Annotated in this window: 19 protein-coding genes; 11 read left to right on the top strand and 8 right to left on the bottom strand. The window is 72.1% G+C overall.

The genetic code is table 11. The features are described from left to right. The first annotated feature begins 192 nt into the window (after positions 1 to 192). The gene (locus ACZ3X1_RS15910) at positions 193 to 1,521 is read left to right on the top strand and encodes a dicarboxylate/amino acid:cation symporter (protein ID WP_390075865.1); all 1,329 of its coding nucleotides are present in this window, start codon (positions 193 to 195) and stop codon (positions 1,519 to 1,521) included. Positions 1,522 to 1,644: 123 nt separating this feature from the next. Here the strand turns inward: ACZ3X1_RS15910 and ACZ3X1_RS15905 are convergent, their stop codons facing one another. The 6 genes from ACZ3X1_RS15905 to ACZ3X1_RS15880 form a co-directional block, all read right to left on the bottom strand. After that, positions 1,645 to 1,983 carry a hypothetical protein gene (locus tag ACZ3X1_RS15905; RefSeq protein ID WP_356814874.1) on the bottom strand — a complete coding sequence of 113 codons (339 nt, stop codon included), beginning with the start codon at positions 1,981 to 1,983 and terminating at the stop codon, positions 1,645 to 1,647. Then, positions 1,956 to 2,276: a hypothetical protein gene (locus ACZ3X1_RS15900; protein WP_356814875.1), complete on the bottom strand. Its 321-nt coding sequence runs from the start codon at positions 2,274 to 2,276 to the stop codon at positions 1,956 to 1,958. The genes ACZ3X1_RS15905 and ACZ3X1_RS15900 overlap by 28 nt, the downstream gene beginning before the upstream one ends. Next, positions 2,273 to 3,664, bottom strand: coding sequence for a hypothetical protein (locus ACZ3X1_RS15895; RefSeq protein WP_467280013.1), 1,392 nt, complete (start codon positions 3,662 to 3,664; stop codon positions 2,273 to 2,275). The genes ACZ3X1_RS15900 and ACZ3X1_RS15895 overlap by 4 nt, the downstream gene beginning before the upstream one ends. Next, complete coding sequence (locus ACZ3X1_RS15890; protein ID WP_467280012.1) at positions 3,661 to 4,086, bottom strand: hypothetical protein; 426 nt, start codon at positions 4,084 to 4,086, stop codon at positions 3,661 to 3,663. The genes ACZ3X1_RS15895 and ACZ3X1_RS15890 overlap by 4 nt, the downstream gene beginning before the upstream one ends. Positions 4,087 to 4,148: 62 nt before the next feature. Beyond that, the gene (locus ACZ3X1_RS15885; RefSeq protein ID WP_467280011.1) at positions 4,149 to 4,340 is read right to left on the bottom strand and encodes a DUF397 domain-containing protein; all 192 of its coding nucleotides are present in this window, start codon (positions 4,338 to 4,340) and stop codon (positions 4,149 to 4,151) included. After that, the gene (locus tag ACZ3X1_RS15880) at positions 4,337 to 5,194 is read right to left on the bottom strand and encodes a helix-turn-helix domain-containing protein (RefSeq protein ID WP_467280010.1); all 858 of its coding nucleotides are present in this window, start codon (positions 5,192 to 5,194) and stop codon (positions 4,337 to 4,339) included. Before ACZ3X1_RS15880 ends, ACZ3X1_RS15885 begins: the two co-directional genes overlap by 4 nt. Positions 5,195 to 5,349: 155 nt before the next feature. Between ACZ3X1_RS15880 and ACZ3X1_RS15875 the strand changes: the two genes are divergently transcribed. The 7 genes from ACZ3X1_RS15875 to ACZ3X1_RS15845 all read left to right on the top strand — a co-directional run bounded on the left by ACZ3X1_RS15875 (position 5,350) and on the right by ACZ3X1_RS15845 (position 12,590). Beyond that, positions 5,350 to 5,766 carry an ATP-binding protein gene (locus ACZ3X1_RS15875; protein WP_467280009.1) on the top strand — a complete coding sequence of 139 codons (417 nt, stop codon included), beginning with the start codon at positions 5,350 to 5,352 and terminating at the stop codon, positions 5,764 to 5,766. Positions 5,767 to 6,089: 323 nt separating this feature from the next. Further along, on the top strand, positions 6,090 to 6,926 hold the full coding sequence (locus ACZ3X1_RS15870) for a helix-turn-helix domain-containing protein (RefSeq protein ID WP_467280008.1): 837 nt from the start codon (positions 6,090 to 6,092) through the stop codon (positions 6,924 to 6,926). Between the two features lie 9 nt (positions 6,927 to 6,935). Then, positions 6,936 to 7,682 (top strand): class I SAM-dependent methyltransferase, encoded by a 747-nt coding sequence (locus ACZ3X1_RS15865; RefSeq protein WP_467280007.1) that lies wholly within the window; start codon positions 6,936 to 6,938, stop codon positions 7,680 to 7,682. 103 nt (positions 7,683 to 7,785) lie between these two features. Then, positions 7,786 to 8,352, top strand: coding sequence for a DUF4291 domain-containing protein (locus ACZ3X1_RS15860; RefSeq protein ID WP_467280006.1), 567 nt, complete (start codon positions 7,786 to 7,788; stop codon positions 8,350 to 8,352). 222 nt (positions 8,353 to 8,574) lie between these two features. Continuing rightward, positions 8,575 to 10,449: an AMP-dependent synthetase/ligase gene (locus ACZ3X1_RS15855; protein ID WP_467280054.1), complete on the top strand. Its 1,875-nt coding sequence runs from the start codon at positions 8,575 to 8,577 to the stop codon at positions 10,447 to 10,449. 85 nt (positions 10,450 to 10,534) lie between these two features. Further along, positions 10,535 to 11,020 (top strand): MarR family winged helix-turn-helix transcriptional regulator, encoded by a 486-nt coding sequence (locus ACZ3X1_RS15850; protein WP_356814879.1) that lies wholly within the window; start codon positions 10,535 to 10,537, stop codon positions 11,018 to 11,020. Positions 11,021 to 11,126: 106 nt separating this feature from the next. After that, positions 11,127 to 12,590, top strand: a complete 1,464-nt coding sequence (locus ACZ3X1_RS15845; protein WP_467280005.1) for an MFS transporter — start codon at positions 11,127 to 11,129, stop codon at positions 12,588 to 12,590. 64 nt (positions 12,591 to 12,654) lie between these two features. Here the strand turns inward: ACZ3X1_RS15845 and ACZ3X1_RS15840 are convergent, their stop codons facing one another. After that, positions 12,655 to 12,852, bottom strand: a complete 198-nt coding sequence (locus tag ACZ3X1_RS15840) for a hypothetical protein (RefSeq protein WP_467280004.1) — start codon at positions 12,850 to 12,852, stop codon at positions 12,655 to 12,657. A 252-nt stretch (positions 12,853 to 13,104) separates the two neighbouring features. Between ACZ3X1_RS15840 and ACZ3X1_RS15835 the strand changes: the two genes are divergently transcribed. Together ACZ3X1_RS15835 and ACZ3X1_RS15830 are read left to right on the top strand one after the other, a co-directional pair. Next, positions 13,105 to 13,287: a hypothetical protein gene (locus ACZ3X1_RS15835; protein WP_467280003.1), complete on the top strand. Its 183-nt coding sequence runs from the start codon at positions 13,105 to 13,107 to the stop codon at positions 13,285 to 13,287. Between the two features lie 69 nt (positions 13,288 to 13,356). After that, on the top strand, positions 13,357 to 13,653 hold the full coding sequence (locus tag ACZ3X1_RS15830; protein WP_467280002.1) for a hypothetical protein: 297 nt from the start codon (positions 13,357 to 13,359) through the stop codon (positions 13,651 to 13,653). A 60-nt stretch (positions 13,654 to 13,713) separates the two neighbouring features. Here ACZ3X1_RS15830 and ACZ3X1_RS15825 read toward each other — a convergent pair whose 3' ends face one another. Then, a complete protein-coding gene (locus ACZ3X1_RS15825) occupies positions 13,714 to 14,310 on the bottom strand; it encodes a dihydrofolate reductase family protein (protein ID WP_467280001.1) in 597 nt (198 codons plus the stop codon). Between the two features lie 438 nt (positions 14,311 to 14,748). On the opposite strand from ACZ3X1_RS15825, the gene ACZ3X1_RS15820 reads away from it, so the two are divergent. Continuing rightward, positions 14,749 to 16,404 carry a lytic transglycosylase domain-containing protein gene (locus ACZ3X1_RS15820; protein WP_467280000.1) on the top strand — a complete coding sequence of 552 codons (1,656 nt, stop codon included), beginning with the start codon at positions 14,749 to 14,751 and terminating at the stop codon, positions 16,402 to 16,404. Positions 16,405 to 16,528: the final 124 nt, after the last annotated feature.

The raw sequence follows: 16,528 nt of genomic DNA, 5'->3' as shown, positions 1-16,528 counted from the left end.
CCCGATGATCACGAGCGTTCCGCTCGTGACGCGCCTGCACGTCGACCTCTGCCGCCGCGCGTCCGCGGCCTGTTGCTGTTGAGCTGAATCGATACAGCAGCGGTCCCGGCCGGCCCTTCCTGGCTGCTGCCGCACCGCAACACCACGCAGAACCACCCCCCTCACTTCGTGCGCCACCTCCGGAGAGTGTCCGTGTCCGCGACCCCGCAGGCCCCTGCCAAGGCCTCGTTCAAGTTCCCCTTCTGGGCCCAGATCGTCGCCGGTCTGGCCCTCGGCGTCCTCTTCGGCTGGATAGCCCGCAGCCAGGACGTCAGCTGGCTCGCCACCACCCTGGAGAAGACCGGCGACATCTTCGTACAGCTGCTCAAGCTGGCCATCGCCCCGCTCGTCTTCTTCGCGATCCTGGTGTCGATCACCAACCTGCGGAAGGTGAACAACGCGGCGCGCCTCGCCTCCCGCACCCTCCTCTGGTTCATGATCACCTCGCTGATCGCGGTCGGCATCGGCATCGGCATAGGACTGCTGACCGACCCCGGTGCGGGCACCGGCCTCACCGCCGCCGACGGCAAGGACCCGAAGAAGACCGGCTCCTGGATCGACTTCCTGACCGGCATCGTGCCCACCGACATCGTCACGCCGTTCACCGAGCTGAAGGTCCTTCAGATCGTCTTCCTGGCGGTCGTCGCCGGCATCGCCGCCCTCCAGCTGGGCGCCAAGGCCAAGCCGGTCCTCGACCTCGCCGAATCCGCCCTGGAGCTCCTGCAGAAGGCCCTGTGGTGGGTCATCCGCCTCGCCCCGATCGGCACCGTCGGCCTCATCGGCACCGCGATCGCCACGTACGGCTGGGACCTGATCGGCAAGTACGCCACCTTCACCGCCGACATCTACATCGGCTGCGCCCTGGTGCTGTTCGGCGTCTACCCGCTGCTGCTCGCGACGGTCGCCAAGGTCAACCCCGTCCAGTTCTTCAAGGGCGCCTGGCCCGCCATCCAGCTGGCCTTCGTCTCCCGCTCCTCCGTCGGCACCATGCCCGTCACCCAGAAGGTCACCGAACGCCTCGGCGTCCCGAAGGAGTACGCCTCCTTCGCCGTCCCGTTCGGCGCCACCACCAAGATGGACGGCTGCGCCGCGATCTACCCCGCGCTCGCCGCGATCTTCATCGCGCAGATCTTCGACGTGCAGCTGGGCATCAAGGAATACCTCCTCATCGTCTTCGTCTCGGTCATCGGCTCCGCCGCGACGGCCGGCCTGACGGGCGCGACCGTCATGCTGACGCTGACCCTCTCCACCCTGGGCCTCCCCCTCGCGGGCGTCGGCCTGCTGATGGCGATCGACCCGATCCTCGACATGATGCGGACTGCCACGAACGTCGCCGGTCAGGCGCTGGTGCCGGTCCTCGTCTCGGCCCGCGAGGGCATCCTGGACAAGGAGGCCTACGCGACGGCCTCGGGCTCTCTGGACGAGCCCGCCGCCCCGGCCGTCGTCGAGGCCACGCCGCAGCCGGCCGCCGCGACCGCCTGAGCCGCCCCGGCTCCACCCGGCCGCCCGGCTCACCCGGGCCGGCCGCCGCACTCGCCGCAGCCCCCGCCCCCGTCCGGGCGGGGGCTGCGGCGTTCGGTCGGGCCGTACGGGCTGACGGGGAGGTCAGACCGTCTGGGCGCGGAAGTAGGCGATCGTCGCGATCAGGACGGGCGCGGCGAACCACCAGCGCCCCATCGTGCGGCGGTAGAGCGGGGTGATGGTGATCAGCAGGCCCAGCAGGCACAGGACGAGGGAGAAGCCGCCCATGAACCGGGCGTCCTCGCGCAGCTGGTCGTACGGCGAGTCCGGGCGCACGGCCAGGGCGATGTAGCAGGCGTACACCGCGGGCACGTAGAGCACCACCAGCGGGATGCCGAGCACCCAGCGCAGGCAGCCGCGGTCCTCGGGCAGGTCGACGTCCTCGCGGGGCAGCCTCAGCCGAGCGTCCCGATACGAACCCACGCGATCACCCCCAGTACGAGCGGTGGCGCGAACCACCACGGGCCCAGCGCCTTGCGGACGGGCGGGACGAGCGTGGTCAGGGTCCCGATCAGGCCCAGGCAGAGGGAGAGGAAGACGGCCGCCGCCGTCCCCTCGTAGCCCTGGTGGTCCCACTCGGCCTGCGGGCCCCGGGCCACGGCGGCGTAGACGAGGACGGCGTTCAGCGCGTGCACGAGGGCGAGGGGCAGGCCGAACGCCCAGCGCACCCACCGACCACCGCCGGCCGGGACGGTCGTCCCGCGGCCGTCTGTCATCGCATCGCGTCCTTCACCTTGCCGAGAGCGTCGCCGAAATCATCGCCGTAGTCCTGGGCCTTGCCCGACTGCCAGTACGGACCGCCGTTGTAGCGGGCGGCGATCTCCCGCATCTGGGCGTGGGTCAGCTGCTCGGCGGGCACGTCGCCGTACCCGGCCTCGGTCTTGATCCGGGCCAGGAAGCCCGCGGCGATGAACGCGTTCTGCTCGGGGTCCTGGAGGGACTCCTCCACCAGGTCCCGCTGGGCGTCCGTGAGGTGCGCCGGATCGTAGCCGAGCACCTCGGCGCCCCGGCGCAGCTGGATCGCGATCGGGCCGAAGGAGGTCTCGTCGGGCGTCCCGCCCAGCCGCCAGGGGAGGTCCCGCGCCGGGACCGGGCCCAGCGGCGAGTCGGCCGCGCCGCGCACGGTGTCGGTGAGGTCGTCGGTGAACCCGTACTGGCCGCCGATCTCCTTCCAGGCGATGCCCGCGACGAGTTCGTCGGGCAGCCCGGCGTGCCGGGCCGCGGCTCGGAGGACTTCCTTGTTGTGGGAGATCCAGCGGGCCCGCTCCTCGTCGTCGCCCGGCGGGTCCCAGTAGCTGTCGTCCGCATGCGGCAGGGACGAGACCCGCATCCGGATGTCCCGCAGCGCGGGTGACATCGCGGCGTCGCCGGGCGGGGGCGCCGTCTCCCGCTTCGGGCCGCTGCCGGGCAGGTGCGTCAGCGGGGAGGCCGCGGCCTCCGCGGCCTCCCGGCGGATGTCCGCCATGGCCGCGTACAGGTCGGGGCGCGCCCCGCCGCCCGGCACCTTGAACTCGGGGAGCAGCTCGTACGCCTGCTTCAGCGCGTGCACGCAGGTGGCGCGGGCCTCCGCCTCGACCGTCTTCGCCAGGTGGAAACTGCCGCCCGCCGCGTCGTGGAGCCGGTCCGCCTCCTCCCGGATGTCGTCGACGTCCATCGTGGCCTCGGCCAGGAAGTCCAGGAAACCCGTCGTGGCGCGCATGTCCTCCCACCGGCGCATCGGCTCGGCCGCCCGCGCGACCTTGGTGACGGCCACGCCCTTGGTGTCGATGAGCGCGGCGAGCGCCCGCTCGGTGTGCTTGCCGTTGCGGTAGTGGGACTTGGCGGTGGTGACGGCGGCGGCATAGGCGTTCAGGGCGCTGGCGGCCTTGTCGTACCCCTCGGCCGTCTGGGCCACGAGCAGGCGCGCCTCGGTGAGACGCGCGGTGTACGTGTGGCTGCCCTCGCTCTCCCACTCGGTACGGGTCTCCGCGCGCCGGGCCGGTTCGCCGACCTGGACGAGGAGGTCGCGCAGGCGGCGGAACTCGGCGGCGTTCCGCTCGATGAGGGGCGGACTGCACTCTTCGAGGAACGCGACGTCCTCACGGTGGCTGAGCCCGCTGCTCACTTGCACTCCGGCGGTACGTACTGCCCCGAGGAGAGGAGGCCGGCGAGGAAGGACCGGGCGGTGTCGTCGTCCACGCGCGCGAATGCGGTGCCGGTGGTCTTCAGGCGGGTGGCGAGGCCGGCGAAGAGGGCGACGGTGTCCTTGAACTGGTCGTCGGCGAACGCCGCGAACCGCAGGACCTGTTCGGCGACTTCGGTGTGGGCGCGCGGAGCGCGGGCCATGGTGCTCGCGTCGCCGTCGGGGCGGCCCTCGTGGAGGAGGGCGGCGATCTCGATCAGGAGGTTCGCGTTGCCGTTGATGGAGGAGGAGCCGGCCACGAGGGTCCCGGCGGGGCCGCCGCCGCCCGTGTCGGGCGCCGGTGCCGGTGCCGGTGCCGACCGGGCGAGGGCTTTGTGCTGCGCCCATTCCGCGTCGAACGACATCCATCCCCCGCCTAGTTGACGACCGTCAATCGGGAGACGCGCAACGGGAACGCACGGTTCCGTCAGGCGTCGAACGCGTGGGCGACGAACCCGGCCCATGCGTGCGGGCCGAAGGCCAGGTGGGCGCGCTCGACGTCCTTGGAGTCGCGGACCAGGACCACCCCGGGGGTGGTGGCCACCTCGACGCAGGAGTCACCTTCGCTGCCGTCGCTGTAGCTGCTCTTGAACCAGTCGAGCTCGCGGTTGTCGGTCATGTCTCTCCCAGCAGTTCCTCAATGAAGGCCCGCGACTCCAAGGGGGTGAGGGCTTGGGCCCGGATCATGCCATAGCGCAGCTCAAGGATTCGGAGCTGCCTCGGGTCGGAAACCGGGCGTCCGCCGAAAGCGCCTTCCGAGCGGCCTACGGCCGTGCCGTCCTCGAACTTCAGGACCTCGATCCCACCGTCCATGCCGGCATGGACCTCGCGGTCGATCGGCATCACCTGCAGGGCCACGTGCCGCAACCGGCTCACCTCCAACAGACGTTCGAGCTGTCGGCGCCACACCATTGTGCCTCCGATGCGCCGACGCAGGCTCGCTTCTTCTTGGACGATGCTGAGCGAGGGGGCCGGATTCCGCTTGTAGAGGGCGCGCCGGGCCATGCGCGCGGCCACGTACCGCTCCACCTCGTCCTGGCTGTAAGCGGGCTGGCGCATTTCGAACAGTGCCCTGGCGTACTCCGCCGTCTGGAGAACGCCGTGAATCCCGTGGATGCGGTACGCCCCGATCTCGACGGCCCGCGCCTCCAGCTTCGCCAGGTCCCGCACCTTCTTCGGGTAGCGGACCTGCTCCAGATCGGCCTTCATCGCGGAGATCCGGCCTCCCGCGTCCAGTACCTCGTCCGCCCTGTCCAGGTATTCGGGGCGAGGGATCCGTTTGCCCGACTCGACCTTGCGGACCTGCTCCTCCCCGTACTGGATGGCCGCCCCGAAGTCCGCGGGCCGCAGGCCGGCCGCCTCGCGCCACGCCCTGAGCTGGCGGCCCAGCGCGGCCACCACCGCCGCGCCCTGTTCGTCCTCCGGATCGACGTCCCAGCCGGGCTCTTCCGTACCGTCACTGTCTGCGCTCATGCGCACCCACTTCCGACGAGCCGATGTACGCAACGCCTCGTACCCGTCGGGCGCGTCCGGACAGTCGGGACGGCTCCGGACAAGCTCCGGACAAACCCGGGACGTACGGGCGCTGCCGCTTCTCACGGTACGCACGGACGGACACGCTGAGTGACGTGCTTCCTCAACTCGTCGACTTCCACGTCCAGCTGTCCGCGACCCCGCGCGCCGCCCGTCTCGCCCGCCTCCTGACGGTCGAGCAACTGCGGGGCTGGGGGCTTCCCCTGGTCGAGCCCGCACATGTCGTGGCCGAGCTGGCCGCCAACGCCGTGACCCATGGGCGCGTGGCCGGCCGGGACTTCCGGCTGGCCCTCACGGCGACCCCGGAGACGCTGCTGATCGAGGTGACGGACGCGCGCGGCGACCGGATCCCGCGGATCCGCGACGCGGGGTGCGGACTGGTCATCGTCGAAGCGCTGGCGGACCGTTGGGGCGTCAGGGAAGGGCCGCTGCCCTGCAAGGTGGTGTGGGCGGAGGTCTCCCTGGCCTCCTTGGTCGCCGGGTCGCGGGGGTCCGCGACCCGGCGTGCTTAGACGCATAAAGACCCAAAGAACCGGGAGAAAGAACCAACCCACCAACCCACCCGGCCCGCGTCGCTCGGACGGGTGAAAGGTGCCAACTGGGCTGGCTTTCGGGTGGGTTGGCGGGCATATGCTCGCCGCGACAACTCCAGACATGAGACGGCCCCCGGTGGGACTGGCATCCCGGCCGAGGGCCTGACCAACAAGGAAGTAGCAGCTTCCCAATGGCTCCCCAGCACCCTAGCGCGCCTTCGCGCGCCACGTCCCGAGTTCCCTCCGGCGCCGCCCGATCCGGTGTCATCCACGTCAACACGTGGCACGCGAGTCACTACACCGTGGTCGGCAACCACCTCCTCCAGCACCGGGAGCTGTCCGCGACGGCGATCGGTGTCGCGGCGTACATCCAGTCACTGCCGGGCGGCGCCCCCGTCGGCATCAAGGCCCTCACCGGTCGGTTCCCGGAGGGAGAGGTGCGGATCGCCTCCGCCCTGCGCGAGCTGGAGAAGCACGGCTACCTGGAGCGGCGGCGCGAACGGCTGGAGGGCGGGCGGGTGGTGACCCGTACGTACTCGTACAACAAGCCGGGCTCCGCCTCGGACGGACCACCCCCGCCGCTGCCTCCACCGCCGCCGCCGGTCCGGGAACCCGTACCGAAGCCGGAGCCGGAGCCGGAGCCGGAGCCGGACCCGGACCGGGACCCGGAGCCGGAGGCGCAGGCTGCGCCGCAGGGGGCCGACGAGCCCCGTCTCGTGGCGGACCCGGCTCCGGAGCCGGACGTCGTGGCGGCTCCCGAGGGGCAGCGGCTGCACCCGGGTGCGGCCGACCTGCTCGCCGGACTGCGGCGCTACGACCCGCGGCTGCTGCTGGCCGAACGCGACGTACGACGCCTCGCGCCCTTGGTGTCGACCTGGCTGGAGCGCGGCGTCGCCCCCGAAGCCGTCCGGCGGGCCCTGTCGTGGGACCTGCCCGAGGACATGCGCCGCCCCGCGTCCGTCCTCGCGTACCGGCTCACCGCCCTGCTCCCGCCGCACCTCCCGCCCGCCCCGCCCACCCCGGTGGTCCAGCCGCCCAGACGGCCGGACCCTCTCCAGAACTGCGACGGCTGCGACCGCGCCTTCCGCGCCCCGACCCCGGGCCGCTGCAGACGCTGCCGACCGGTCGTGGCCGCGTAGGGTGCGGAGATGGAACGCTTGTCCGATGGAATTGAGAGCGTCGCGAACGACTACGACGGCTTCGCCGAGGCCTACGCGGCGGAGAACGAGAACAGCCTCGTCAACGCCCACTACGAACGGCCCGCGGTCCTGGCCCTCGCCGGGGACGTGACCGGGCGCCGGATCCTGGACGCCGGCTGCGGCTCGGGCCCGCTGTCCGCCGCCCTGCGCGACCGCGGTGCCCTCGTCACCGGCGTCGACGTCAGCGCCGGGATGCTGGCCCTGGCCAGACGGCGGCTCGGTGACGACGCGGCGCTGCACCGCGTCGATCTGCGGGACCGACTGCCTTTCGGCGACGGTGAGTTCGACGACGTGGTCGCATCGCTCGTGCTGCACTACCTGGAGGACTGGGGGCCGACGCTGGCCGAGCTGCGGCGCGTGCTCAGGCCCGGCGGCCGGCTGATCGCCTCGGTGGACCACCCCTTCGTCGCCTACACCTTCCAGGACCCCCGGCCCGACTACTTCGCGACCACCGACTATGCCTTCGAGTGGACGCTGGGCGGGCACTGCGCCCCGATGAGGTTCTGGCGCAAACCGCTGCACGCGATGACCGACGCCTTCACCGCCGCCGGCTTCCGCCTCTCCGTCATCAGCGAGCCGCAGCCGGCCCCGGCGGCCCGCGAGTTGTTCCCCGACGACTTCGACGACCTTTCACGCAGGCCGACGTTCCTCTTCTTCGTGGTCGAGGCCGCCCCGTCGCCCGTCTGCCCGGACTGATCGACGGCGGAGCAGCCGATCACCCGCGAGGCGGCGCGGGCGGCGGCGCGGCGGCGCGGGAAAACGGCGCGCGGGAGGCGCGGGCCGGATGGCAGGGTGCGGCATGGCATCCCAGTATCAGGTCCGTGCCGACTACGACGCCCGCACGATCGTGGTCTACCAGGCGTACGCGCCCGCCATCGCCGAGCCGGCGCTGCGGGCGGGCCGCTTCGTCGAGCCGTTCTCGTTCCACCGGATGACGTGGATCAAGCCGTCGTACATGTGGCTGATGCACCGCAGCAACTGGGCTCGCAGACCCGGTCAGGAGCGCGTGCTCGCGGTGCGGATGACGCGCGACGGCTGGGAGGAGGCCCTGTCCCGGGCCGTGCTCACGACTGCGGACCCGACGGCCGTGGGCCGGGCCACCGTGCACGTCCAGTGGGACCCGGAGCGCTCGCCGCGCGGTACGCCGCTGAACCACTACAGCATCCAGGTCGGCATCGGCCGCCATCTGATCCGTACGTTCAACGACGACTGGATCGTCGGTCTCACCGACCTCACTCCACAAGTCCGCAAGGCCGCATCGCTGCTGCAGACCGGGCAAGCCGCCAGAGCACGGCGGCTTTTCCCCGCAGAGCGCGCCTACCCGCTCCCGCCGGCGCTGGAAGGCCGCCTCACTCCTGGCGGGTGACGGCGCACTGGCGCGAAACCGGGTCCAACCGGCGCTCCGAGCTGCTGGAGCGGTGTTCGCCGCGGCCGCAGGCCCGAGCGGCGACCGCACGGGGTCCGGGCCGGGGGCAGGGACTTCGCGGTGAGCGTCGGGTGGAGCGTCGGTGAAGAAGGGCTCCAGGGGCTGGTCGGGCGCGGTGACCCTCCGTAGATTACCGGCGGTAACACTCGTGTGAGCCGAGGAGTGTGCGCCGTGGAAGCGGAGCCGAAGCTGGTGGAGCCCGTCCGGACGGTCGTCGACGGAGTGGTGCGCGAGGTGCGGGTACCCCCACTCGCCGCGGTCCCCGCGCACGGCTCCCTCGGGGACATCCCCTTCGAGAACGCCGCGCAGGCCCCGAACGAAGCCGTACTCGCCCGGAAGGAGGCCGACGGCTCCTGGCGCGACGTCACGGCCGCCGAGTTCGCGGCCGAGGTCCTCGCCGTAGCCAGGGGCTTGATCGCCGAGGGACTGCGCGAGGGCGACCGGCTCGCCATCATGGCCCGCACGACCTACGAGTGGACCCTGCTCGACTTCGCCGGATGGGCCGCGGGCCTGGTCACCGTACCGATCTACCCGACCTCCTCCGCCCTCCAGGCGCGCTGGATCATCCAGGACTCCGGCGCCGTGGCCTGCGCCGTCGAGGACACCGCACAGGCCCGCATCATCAGCGCCGAGCGGGCGAACCTGCCCTGGCTGGCCCACCTCTGGGAGTTCGACACCGGCGCGATCGGCCGGCTGGTGAAGGCGGGGGAGCGCATCCCCGAGGCCCTCGTGCACGCGCGGCGGGCCAACCGGACCCCGGACTCCGTCGCGACCCTCATCTACACCTCCGGCACCACCGGGCAGCCCAAGGGCTGTGTCATCACCCACGCCAACTTCTTCGCCGAGGTGGACAACTCCATCGAGCTGCTGCACCCCGTCTTCAAGTCCGCCAGCAAGGACCCCGCATCGACCCTGCTGTTCCTGCCGCTCAGCCACGTCTTCGGCCGGATGGTCGCGGTCGGCTGCCTGCGGGCCCGCGTCAAGCTCGGGCACGCGCCCAGCATCCGTACCGAGGACCTCCTCGCCGACCTCGCCGGCTTCCGCCCGACCTTCCTGCTCGCCATCCCCTACGTGTTGGAGAAGGTCTACAACACCGCCCGCGCCACCGCCGAGAAGATGGGCCGCGCCTCCTCCTTCGACCGGGCCGCCCGCATCGCCCGCCGCATCGGCGAGAGCGTCGAGGGCAAGGCCCCCGGGCCGGTCCTGCGCGCCGCCCGGGCCCTGTACGACCCGCTCGTCTACCGGCGGATCCGGACCGCGCTCGGCGGCCGCGTCCGCTACATCCTGAGCGGCGGATCACCGCTGGGGCGCAGACTCGCCGCCTTCTACACCGGCGCGGGCATCGAGGTCTTCGAGGGCTACGGACTCACGGAGACGACCGGGGCCAGCACCGTGACCCCGCCGCTGCGCCCCCGGCTCGGCACCGTGGGCTGGCCGCTGCCCGGCACGGCGGTGCGGATCGCACCGGACGGGGAGGTGCTTCTGGGCGGGCGGCACGTCTTCGCGGGCTACTGGAACAGCGGGCAGGCGCTCCCGTACGGCAGCTGGCTGGCCACCGGGGACATCGGGGAGCTCGATGCCGACGGGTACCTCACCATCACCGGCCGCAAGAAGGACCTGATCATCACCTCCGGCGGGAAGAACGTCGCCCCGGCGCCGCTGGAGGACTGGCTGCGGGCCCACCCGCTGGTCGGGCAGTGCATGGTGGTCGGCGACAACCGGCCGTACATCGCCGCGCTGATCACCCTGGAGCCGGACGGGCTGGGGCACTGGCGCCAGATGCGGAAGAAGCAGAACGTGCCGATGCGGGAGCTCGTCCGGGACGAAGAGCTGCTCGCAGACCTCCAGCGGGCCGTCGACGAGGCGAACCAGCTGGTGTCGCGGGCCGAGTCGATCCGCCGCTTCGCCGTCCTGACGGGCGACTTCACCGAGGCGCGCGGTCATCTGACCCCGTCGCTGAAGCTCAGGCGGGGCGCCATCGCACGCGACTACGCCGACCGCATCGACGAGCTGTACCGAGGGCCGCGCGAGGCGTGAGCGGCCATGGTTGGCCCCGGTCGCACCACAGGTCGTCCGTCTGTCGATAATCCGCGACGGATCGAGTTTCGTTACGCTGGCTGACATGACAGCCATGGCACCCACCCGCACCGAACCGGACCTGTCCTTCCTCCTGGACCACACCAGTCACGTACTGCGCACCCGGATGAGCGCGCAGCTCGCCGAGATCGGGCTCACCCCGCGGATGCACTGCGTGCTCGTCCACGCCTTGGAGGAAGAGCGCACCCAGGCGCAGCTCGCCGAGATCGGGGACATGGACAAGACCACGATGGTGGTGACCGTCGACGCGCTGGAGAAGGCCGGCCTGGCCGAGCGCCGTCCGTCCAGCACCGACCGGCGGGCGCGGATCATCGCGGTGACCGAGGCGGGGGCGAAGGTCGCGAAGGAGAGCCAGAAGATCGTCGACGGCGTCCACGCGGGCGCCCTCGACTCCCTGCCCGCCGCTGAGCGCGAGGTGCTGCTCCGGGCGCTCAACCGGCTGGTCACCGGCCATCTGGAGACCCCGGTCGAGGGACCGCGGCCGGCTCGGAGGGCGCGCCAGAAGGGGTGACGGCGAGAAGGGCGGCGGCGGGAATCCGGGTCCGTAGAAGATAGTCTGCAACAAAACTATCTGCTACGGTCTCTCCTGTTGGCTCCCGACGACAGGAGAGACCGCGATGTCTGCCACTTCCGCACCAGCAGCCGTACCGACCGCAGCCGCACCGACCGTGCGCACTTCCCGCCGGCTCGCCCTCGGCGTCCTGGCCACCGGGATGCTCATGACCGTCCTCGACGGCAGCATCGTCACCGTCGCCATGCCGGCCATCCAGGACGACCTCGGCTTCACCCCGGCCGGGCTGAGCTGGGTCGTCAACGCCTACCTCATCGCCTTCGGCTCCCTGCTCCTGCTCGCCGGCCGCCTCGGCGACCTGATCGGCCGCAAGCGGATGTTCCTCGCGGGGACCGGACTCTTCACCGCCGCGTCCCTCCTGGCGGGCGCCGCCGCATCTCCCACGGTCCTCATCGCCGCCCGCTTCCTCCAGGGCGTCGGCAGCGCGATGGCCTCCGCGGTCAGCCTCGGCATCCTCGTCACGCTCTTCACCGCGCCCCGCGAACGGGCGAAGGCCATCGCGGTGTTCAGCTTCACCGGTGCCGCCGGCGCCTCGATCGGCCAGGTCCTCGGCGGCGTCCTCGCCGACGCACTCACCTGGAACTGGATCTTCCTCATCAACCTGCCCATCGGCATCGCGACACTCCTCGTCGCCCTCCCCACCCTCCCCGGCGACCGCGGCCTCGGCTTGAAGGCCGGCGCCGACACCTTCGGCGCGCTGCTCGTCACCTCGGGGCTGATGCTCGGGATCTACACCGTCGTCAAGATCGACCAGTACGGAGCGGCCTCGGCCCACACGCTCGGCCTCGGCGCTCTCTCCCTCGCCCTGCTCGCCGGATTCCTCGTCCGCCAGGCCACCGCACGCAATCCGCTCATGCCCCTGCGGATATTCCGTTCGCGCAGCGTCACCGGCGCCAACCTGGTGCAGATGCTGATGGTCGCCGCCCTGTTCTCCTTCCAGATCCTCGTCGCCCTCTACATGCAGAACGTGCTCGGATACGGAGCCGCCGGGACCGGCCTCGCGATGCTGCCGGCCGCCGCCGCCATCGGCGTGGTCTCCCTGGCCGTCTCGGCCCGCCTCAACGCCCGCTTCGGCGAACGCAGGGTCCTCCTGACCGGGCTCGTCCTCCTGATCGGCGTACTCGGCCTGCTCACGCGGGTCCCCGGCAACGCCGAGCACGCCCACTACCTCACCGACCTGCTCCCCGTGATGCTCCTCGCCGCCGGCTTCGGCCTCGCCCTGCCCGCCCTCACCTCCCTGGGCATGTCCGGAGCGAAGGAAGAGGACGCGGGCCTGGCCTCCGGGCTCTTCAACACCACCCAGCAGATCGGCATGGCCCTCGGCGTCGCGGTCCTCTCCACCCTCGCCGCCTCCCGCACCGAGTCCCTCACCGCGGCCGGCCGCCCCGCCTCCGAGGCCCTGACCGGCGGCTACCACCTGGCCTTCGCGGTCGGCGCGGCCCTCCTCGTCGCCGCCCTGGCAGTCGCCGCCACCGTCCTGCGCCGCCCGCCCCGGACCCCCGCGGCCTGACACGCCGACGGGGCCGCCCCGGGAGCACCGACGACGGTGCTCCCGGGGCGGCCCCGCCGCCGCCTCAGGCGACGTCGGACCAGCGGCTGCGCAGCGACGCCCGCACGGAGTGCCCGGTCCCGCCCTGGGACTCGGGCCGCATGGGGATGAGGGTGCCGGTCGCGGCGCGCCCCACGGAGTCTCCGACCAGGCCGGGCGCCACGCGCAGGGCTCCCACGGCGATGGCGGCCTTCAGGAGGGCGAGACGGTGGATGCTGGTCATGACGTTCTCCTTGGCGCTGCGGGGAGCGGTGGCGGCCCGCCTGCGGAGCCGAACCTCGTACGACCATTGCGCCCCCGCCGCCCCCGCCCCGTCACGCCACTGCAATTCGGGGCTTGACACCGCCCGGGCCCCCACTCCCGGACCCGGGAGGTGGCGGAACGCCAGGCGGTGGCTCCCGACCATCCCGCAGCCGCCCCGCCGCGTTACGGCACCTCCCTCGTGGGTATCGGCCTGCACGGGAGAGGGGGCGTTGTGCGCGTTGGTGTGCGGGGGTTGGGGCGGGGGGCGGCCGGGGCCGGGGTGGTCGTGACGCTCGCGGTGGCCGGGTGGTTGATGTGGGTGCTGCCCGGGCCGCAGATGGGCGCCGTACTCGGCTTCGGGCCCGTCGACGGGGTCCTCTCGGTCAGCCGCTGCTACGAGGCAGCCGACGCCTAGGGCTACACGACCGGCACCGACTGCACGGGCTGGTACACGCCCCGGCGGCCGGGGGAGGCGGCGCGCGAGATGGTGCTGGACACCGCCGCCGACGAGTACCGGCGGGGCACCCAGGTGGAGGTGCGGACGGCGGGGGGCAGGGCGTACGAGCTGTCGGGGGGCGCGGTGTTCAACTTCGGCACGGCCGGCGGCCTGCTGCTCGTACCGTTCCTGACGCTCGCGGCCTGGCTGTTCGCCTGTGCGCGCAGCGGCACGGTGGAGAACGGCGAGGGTTACTTCCTGCTGTCCCTGGTCGGTCTGTTCGCCGCCGTCGTGCTGGCGGCGGCGGCCGGGATCCTGGTCGGGATCGGGACCGCCGTCTTCTGACGGCCGGACCCGTCGACGCCCCCGCCCCGCCCCGCCCCATCGCGCCCTGCCCCGCCCCGCCTAGCCCTTGGCGGCCGGGCGGTAGGTGCAGACGTGCACGCCCGCCGGGCTGATGGCCGTGGAGACCAGTTCGAGCGTGTGCAGGCCGCCGTCCTCCGGGAAGATCGACTTTCCGCCGCCCAGCAGCACCGGCATGACCATGAGCCGGAGTTCGTCGAGGAGGCCCTCGCTCAGCAGGGTGCGGACGAGGGTCGGGCTGCCCATGACCACCAGGTCGCCGCCCTGGCCGTCGCGCAGCTCGCGGATACGGGCGACGGCCTCGGCGCCGTCGATGCGCGTGGTGTTGTTCCACGTCAGTTCGTCATCGCCCAGGGTCTCGGACACGACGTACTTCGGGACGCTGTTCATCCGGTCCGCGAAGGGGTCACCGGCCCGCTCGGGCCAGGCCGCGGCCATGGTCTGCCAGGTGCGGCGCCCGAAGAGCAGCGCCTCGGCCTTCTCCAGCGCTTCGGTGAAGGAGCCGCCGACGACCTCCGGGTCGAAGAAGGGGTGCGACCAGCCGCCGTGGGCGAAGGCGCCGTCGTTGTCCTCGCCCTGACCGCCCGGGGCCTGCACGACGCCGTCGAGACTGATGAATTCGGTGATGACGATGCGCATGGGATGCGTTCCTCTTCCGTTCGGGTCGGTGGGTACACAAGGGAGACCGCCGGGCGCCTCGGAATGCATCGGTCCTCACGCTCCCACTTGAGTGATCTGCATCACATCCCCGTGTGCGGGCCGTGGCGGCGTGTGGAGCGGTTTCGGGGCGCTGTGCGTGGCGGCCGCCGGGCGGGCGGCAGTTGTGGGGCTGCGGGGGTGTTCGGCCATCCGAACGGACGGGGTCTGGCTGGAAATAGGTTGTCATCGGGCCATTTCGGACGGAGAGTTGACAGCGTTGTCCGTTCTGTCGTCAGGCCCCGGTAAAGGCGAGACGAATGGTGCGTCACATCTGCCGGGCGCACGGCGAGTCGGGTCGGAATACCTGATAGACAGTGGATATTCACGGTCGCTCCGGCCGTATACCTCTGAACGGCTCCTTGGGGGGATTGCCGCACTGTGAAGCCGCTTCACCGCCACCTCGTCAACACCTCGCGCAAGGTCCTGTGCACGGCCGCGCTCGCGGCCAGCCTGACCACTGCCGCGGTCGTGTCCACTCCGTCGACCGCAGATGCGGGAGAGTCCGAACCGACCCCGGACAGTCCGCAGGCCACCGATCGCGGTGACGCCCGACTGGACCTGCCGGACATCGTCGCCGACCCGCCGCCCGCCGCGGGTACGGGCACGCAGGAGGGCGCCAGCGGGATACCCGCGACCGCCCTCGACGCCTACCACCGCGCCGAGGTGTCCGTGGCGGCCGCACTCCCCGGCTGCAAGCTGCCCTGGCAGCTGCTCGCGGGCATCGGCCGGGTCGAGTCCGTCCACGCCTCCGGCTACGGCCTCAAGGCCGACGGCTACACCGAGAAGCCGATCCGCGGCCCGCGCCTCGACGGCAACGGCTTCGCCGAGATCCGCGACACGGACCGGGGCGAGTGGGACGCGGACGTGGTCTACGACCGCGCCGTCGGCCCGATGCAGTTCATCCCGTCGACCTGGAGTACCTGGGGCGCCGACGGCAACGGCGACGCCAAGCGGGACCCCAACAACATCTACGACGCGGCGCTGGGTGCCGGCCTCTACCTGTGCGCGGGCGACCGGAACCTCTCCGTGGCCGCCGAGCTCGACAAGGCCATCCTCAGCTACAACAACTCCCGCGAGTACGTGAACACCGTGCTCGGCTACATGCGCCAGTACCAGCAGGGCGCCACCGAGGTGGCCAACCCGCCCGTCGGGAACTACCCGCCGCAGCAGCCGGGCACCCTGCCCACGCCCCGTCCGCAGAACCCGGTCACGCAGACGCCGGCCCCCAAGCCGACGCCGACGCCCACCCCCAAGCCGACCCCCACCCCGACGCCGACCCCGACCCCCACCCCGGAGAAGCCGGCCCCGCACCTGGCCCATCTGACGGTGCTCGACGGTCCCGGCCTCACCGCCGAGGCGGGCACGGCCTTCACCGTGGTCCCGAAGGTCAAGCTGCTCCTCAGCGACGGCAAGCCCGCCGCCGGCCGGGAGGTGATCTTCGCGGTCGAGGAGGACGCCACCGGCACCCTCTTCGGGACGGCGAAGTCCCTCGTGGTCAAGACGGGCACCGACGGCATCGCCGCCGCGCCCGGCCTGAAGGCCGGCGCCACGGCGGGCACCTTCACCCTGCGCGCCTCGGCCTACGACACCACGAGCCGGCTCACCGTGAACTTCGCAGGCAAGGTCACGGCCCCGGCCGCCGACCTGCTCGCCCGCCCGGACGGCTCGAAGCCGCTTGCGGCGGTCGCCGGCAAGAGCATCAAGGGCATCGAGGTCCGGGCCACGGCCAAGGGCAAGGCCGTCGCGGTGTCCGGTGTCGTCGCGGGCTTCGGCCAGGAGAAGGACGGCAAGTGGGTGCCGGCCGACCCGGCGACCGCGAAGGGCCCGTACTTCAAGGACGAGACCGGCAAGAAGGTCTTCGGTCTGACCCTGCCGGAGACCGCGGCCGACGGCCGGATCGTCCTGCCGGAGATCTTCACGGAGGCGGACCTCGCCCCGGGCACCTACCAGCTCCGCCTGGTCACCCCGGAGGACGTGACCCTGATCCTCGACATCGAGATCACGGCCCCGACCCCGGCCGCCACCCCGAAGTAACCCGCTCCACGCCCCTGGGCCCGCACCGTCCACACGGTGCGGGCCCAGGTCGTCCCCCCACCCGGGAGGGGAAAGGCAGGAGCCCTGCCGCTCTGCTCGCGCAGAGGGGACAGGGCTCCTTGGG

The organism is Streptomyces sp. NPDC023541, assembly GCF_055559995.1.
Note: the sequence above shows the minus strand (reverse complement) of the source record. Positions and strands in the feature narration are given on the sequence as shown.

Excerpts from the sequence above, each read along its gene's own strand:
- ACZ3X1_RS15880 (WP_467280010.1), bottom strand. The coding sequence starts at position 5,194 with ATGAGCGCAGACAGTGACGGTACGGAAGAGCCCGGCTGGGACGTCGAT.
- ACZ3X1_RS15860 (WP_467280006.1), top strand. The coding sequence starts at position 7,786 with ATGGCATCCCAGTATCAGGTCCGTGCCGACTACGACGCCCGCACGATC.
- ACZ3X1_RS15830 (WP_467280002.1), top strand. The coding sequence starts at position 13,357 with ATGGTGCTGGACACCGCCGCCGACGAGTACCGGCGGGGCACCCAGGTG.
- ACZ3X1_RS15845 (WP_467280005.1), top strand. The coding sequence starts at position 11,127 with ATGTCTGCCACTTCCGCACCAGCAGCCGTACCGACCGCAGCCGCACCG.
- ACZ3X1_RS15865 (WP_467280007.1), top strand. The coding sequence starts at position 6,936 with ATGGAACGCTTGTCCGATGGAATTGAGAGCGTCGCGAACGACTACGAC.
- ACZ3X1_RS15885 (WP_467280011.1), bottom strand. The coding sequence starts at position 4,340 with ATGACCGACAACCGCGAGCTCGACTGGTTCAAGAGCAGCTACAGCGAC.
- ACZ3X1_RS15890 (WP_467280012.1), bottom strand. The coding sequence starts at position 4,086 with ATGTCGTTCGACGCGGAATGGGCGCAGCACAAAGCCCTCGCCCGGTCG.
- ACZ3X1_RS15825 (WP_467280001.1), bottom strand. The coding sequence starts at position 14,310 with ATGCGCATCGTCATCACCGAATTCATCAGTCTCGACGGCGTCGTGCAG.
- ACZ3X1_RS15900 (WP_356814875.1), bottom strand. The coding sequence starts at position 2,276 with ATGACAGACGGCCGCGGGACGACCGTCCCGGCCGGCGGTGGTCGGTGG.
- ACZ3X1_RS15850 (WP_356814879.1), top strand. The coding sequence starts at position 10,535 with ATGACAGCCATGGCACCCACCCGCACCGAACCGGACCTGTCCTTCCTC.
- ACZ3X1_RS15840 (WP_467280004.1), bottom strand. The coding sequence starts at position 12,852 with ATGACCAGCATCCACCGTCTCGCCCTCCTGAAGGCCGCCATCGCCGTG.